The organism is Acaryochloris sp. IP29b_bin.137 (genome assembly GCF_028285745.1).
Classification (GTDB): domain Bacteria; phylum Cyanobacteriota; class Cyanobacteriia; order Thermosynechococcales; family Thermosynechococcaceae; genus Acaryochloris.
The window spans coordinates 1-3743 of sequence record NZ_JANQOP010000354.1 but is presented as its reverse complement, the minus strand read 5'-3'; the positions used below and the strand labels follow the sequence as shown (position 1 = coordinate 3743).

Annotated in this window: 2 protein-coding genes and 1 pseudogene; all 3 read left to right on the top strand. The window is 42.9% G+C overall.

Features of this window, described 5'->3' with window-relative positions:
- A pseudogene (locus Q0991_RS23860) lies at positions 1-1117 on the top strand (hypothetical protein); the annotation flags it as partial.
- Between the two features lie 284 nt (positions 1118-1401).
- Complete coding sequence (locus Q0991_RS23855) at positions 1402-3252, top strand: anthrax toxin-like adenylyl cyclase domain-containing protein (RefSeq protein WP_299493381.1); 1851 nt, start codon at positions 1402-1404, stop codon at positions 3250-3252.
- Between the two features lie 59 nt (positions 3253-3311).
- Positions 3312-3743, top strand: a 432-nt coding sequence (locus tag Q0991_RS23850; RefSeq protein ID WP_299493379.1) for a hypothetical protein, incomplete at its 3' end; no start/stop codon positions are given.

The window sequence follows — 3743 nt, the reverse complement described above, 5'->3', positions numbered from 1 at the left end:
CCTAACGATTCAAAGTCTTCCCAATATGAGTGTTCCCTTTATTGATCTATCCCCCCAAGAAGTATCAAGTACGTTAGACAACACTAGTGTCACTAAAGTAGGCTCTCCCGCAATTTCCACCAGTGTGCTCTCTCTCCAGGACATTCAGCTGGGAAAAATTAGTCCGACGGAGGCCCAAATCGCGAATTCCATCATCGTTAAACCGGATAATAGCAAGCGCACAGAAGGCATTTTAAAGTGTCGAGGAGCGAATGAAGGGACCTTAGATCAGGCGACTAAGTTTACGATTACCTTTGATGTGGCTTCGACGCAATCTGATGCGCCCCAAGATTGGGCTTTGCTGAATACCAATGATGCGGATGAGGTCAGGATTTCGGTTGAATCTAATCAAGAAAATTGGGGATTTGGCGGCAAGGAGACCCAGGGGATCAGCCCCCAATGGAGTTACATCTGCCAAAAGGGATGGCAAGTTTCAGGTCGCCAAGAGCTGCTCAGACTCAAGATCACGAATCTCAAAACGATCTTGAAATCGGGCTATGCCAATCTATATGTTCACTTTCAAAATATTCCAGGGTATTGGGATGGATATATCTCGGTTCCCATTCATAAAGGGCCGCTGGTTTATCGGGAAGATTCTGCGGGCAAGGTGGGTTGCATTGGAATTGGCATAGATGAACCGAAAGCAAAGCTCCATGTAAAATCCTCGCCGGAACTGCATGGGTTGAGGGTTGAAGGAAATACAGCAATTAAGGGAAATACAGCAATTAATGGAAATACAGCAATTAATGGAAATACAAAGATTTCAGGCGATCTAGAAATACAGGGTGACATCAAATTTAAGTCAAAACCATTTCACATTAAGAAATTTATTGGGGAGGAGAATAATTTCAGGATAGATACAGAATATTCAGCTCTAGAGTGGATTGTAACTATTGCCGGATTTAATCCAGAATTTTCTTCTTCTTCCAATGACACCCAAGGACAACGTGTTTACACCTTTGTAAAATCTGGGACGTGGTGGATTCATGCAAATTGTGTAGGATCACACGAAATCAATTGGGACATTAATGTCCTTGCTATTCGGAAAGATTGGTTTGAGGTAATCGGCAAATTCTAGCTTATGAGACAAGTAGTTAACGGCGATCGCACCTTATTCGTTTCAATGTTCATCAGTAATGACAATATAAATGCGATCGCACCCTATTCCGCTCTTATTTACTCTTCACTGCAAGCGAATAAGAAGTGATGGAATTCGAAATGCGATCGCAGGTTTACCCGTTTCTGTTTAAAGAAGAGATAGGTGATGAATAGTAGGTGCGATCGCCTGTCTGAAATGAATATCGAACACTGTTCAACACTTACTAATTGAAGATTTTAACTAGCCTTCAGGAGTACAAGACAATGATCGGATGGACTATTACCAAGCAACCTACATGGCAGCGGAGAAATCAGCCGAACAATCAGCCACCTGTACCCACCGCACCAGATCCAAAATTGGTTAAAGAAGGTTTTCCAGAACAAGTCTCAAAGGCGTTTCAAAAGGCTGCAGATGAACTGAATTGTGTAATCTGGAGCCGTGTACCGGGTAAAGCCTGCACTACGCTGATCGACGAAGGCTATAATCTAAAGCCTTTTTATGTTCATGGGAAATCCTGTAATTGGGGACCGATGGCAGGATTTGTCTGTCAACTGCCTGCATTGAATAAGGCAGGCACTAGCAAAATGGCTTATAACCTCAAGGAACATATAAATTCTTTAGTTTGGCTAGTCTCAACACAGGCTACGGAAAGGGAAAGGGACAAAGTTGCCGACTCTCTTTTTCTTCCACTTGTGATATCGGATAAACGAAAGCAAGAACTTCTCAACAGTGGTTTCCTACCAAATCACAAAAAAATTGGCAATGATTTGATATTTGGTATCGCCCAAGACAAAGATGAAACAATTGCGTTCGAATACGTGATCAAGAAAGACGCCACCTCCAACTTGTGGCATATCTATCATAGGAATATTTATATCAAAGACAGAGATAGATACGTTAGCTATCTGAAAAAAAACGGAGATAAGTTTTCTATTGATCAAGAGGATGCAAACAAAAGAAACGCCGAAATTCTAGCATCCTATAACGAGATAATTGAAGAATCCATAGAGCCTGTGGATAGAAGCGAAATAGTTATAAATGACATTGTTCAAATTAATCAAGGTATACGAGAACTCAATATTATTCCTGTAGAAAAGGTCGCGAATCCCCTAGAGAATTTCTATCCTGTTAATGGCGTCCAGAGTCCATATCTGGCATACAGAGATGAAAAAGATCTTTATAAAAACGCAGTATCAGGCGATTATGATCTATTTGCCGTCTGGCCATTTACCCCCAATATCTCATTCGAGATGACCACTCGAATATCGGAACTCCCAGCCCCCCAGCCAGCGCAACCTAATAACGTCAAAAATCTCTTTATCCCGGTTGAAAAGAAAGAAAATGCGCTGGAGATCACCAGTTCTAGAAACGTGTTTATTGAATTCATTGGAACTTATCAAGAACTTGACGGGAAAGAGGATTCTGAACTTGGCAACATAAATGATCTCGTGCAGTTTACTGCTCAGACCCTCAACTCTTTAGTCCGGGCGCAGTACCTGGGTAAACATGCACCAGATAAAGGGCAATTTCCCAATCGAGCCTTCCATAGTGATGAAGGTGGGCGACCAGGAGTGGATGAGATAGAGTACCCGATCGCTTTCTTCATGCCCTCATCAAAACCTCTATGGAATGATTTAAAGCAGGAGGAATCAAGACTAATAAAGAACGGTTTAGTAGAAGAAGAAGGCATATTAAAAAGTACTGCGTTTGTAGTAGAGAACCACGTTGAGTTTCTTTCGCTAGTCAAACTGTTAAAAAGACGATTCTACGTTTTTCTACACGATGGATGGTTTATGCACTGGATGTGCTTAGCTGCTGGCAAAGCTGCCATAACTGAGCAAACAGAGAATATAGCTTTACCAGACAAGGCAAGACAATATCTTGAAGCTCGAATCAGAGAAATGGATCGTTTGGATAATGGTGCCTTGAGAAATATAGAGTCGCTATTACAAGAACTCCTGATTTCGACTTCTCTTCCAGCGTCAGCTGCGCTGACCAAAGCTTTTCAAGACGTGACTGATAATTTCCTTGCGCTTGCCACGTATCCACAATCTCCTGATGCTGCTGAGCGAAAAGATCTGATCTCATCTTTAGAAATCGAGATACCTGAATAGTCTCCATCTACCTGCAAGTTTAAGCACCCTCTCAATGTAAGCAAGGGAAGGCACCTCCCATGACAACAGACGCAACGACAGCAACATCCATCGTTTTCAATCAAGCCAATCTCAGCGAGGCTTGCCTGGATGACCTGCAACAATATTTCTGGACGCGAAGTATCGAACTTGAAGAGCCAGAACAAGACGAAACCGATCCGCAAATTCATCGGGGCAAAGGTACGCTGCTGAACGTTGCCTGTCAGATAGAGGTGTTCAGCAAGGCCGATCAATCTTTACTGATCCTCTGCGCTCAGCCGGTTGAGTCGGTTGAAGACTGGAACTTTGGCACTTGCTTTCCCCTAATGCCAGGAGAATCAGAAACCGACAACTCCGCAGACTCGTTTTACCTTCGCTTTATTACTCTCCAAGATCCACTCTGGCTCTATGTCTATTCGGAGTCCCCCATTGATGAACAGACCTTACAAACTGAAGTCGATAAACTGCAACTC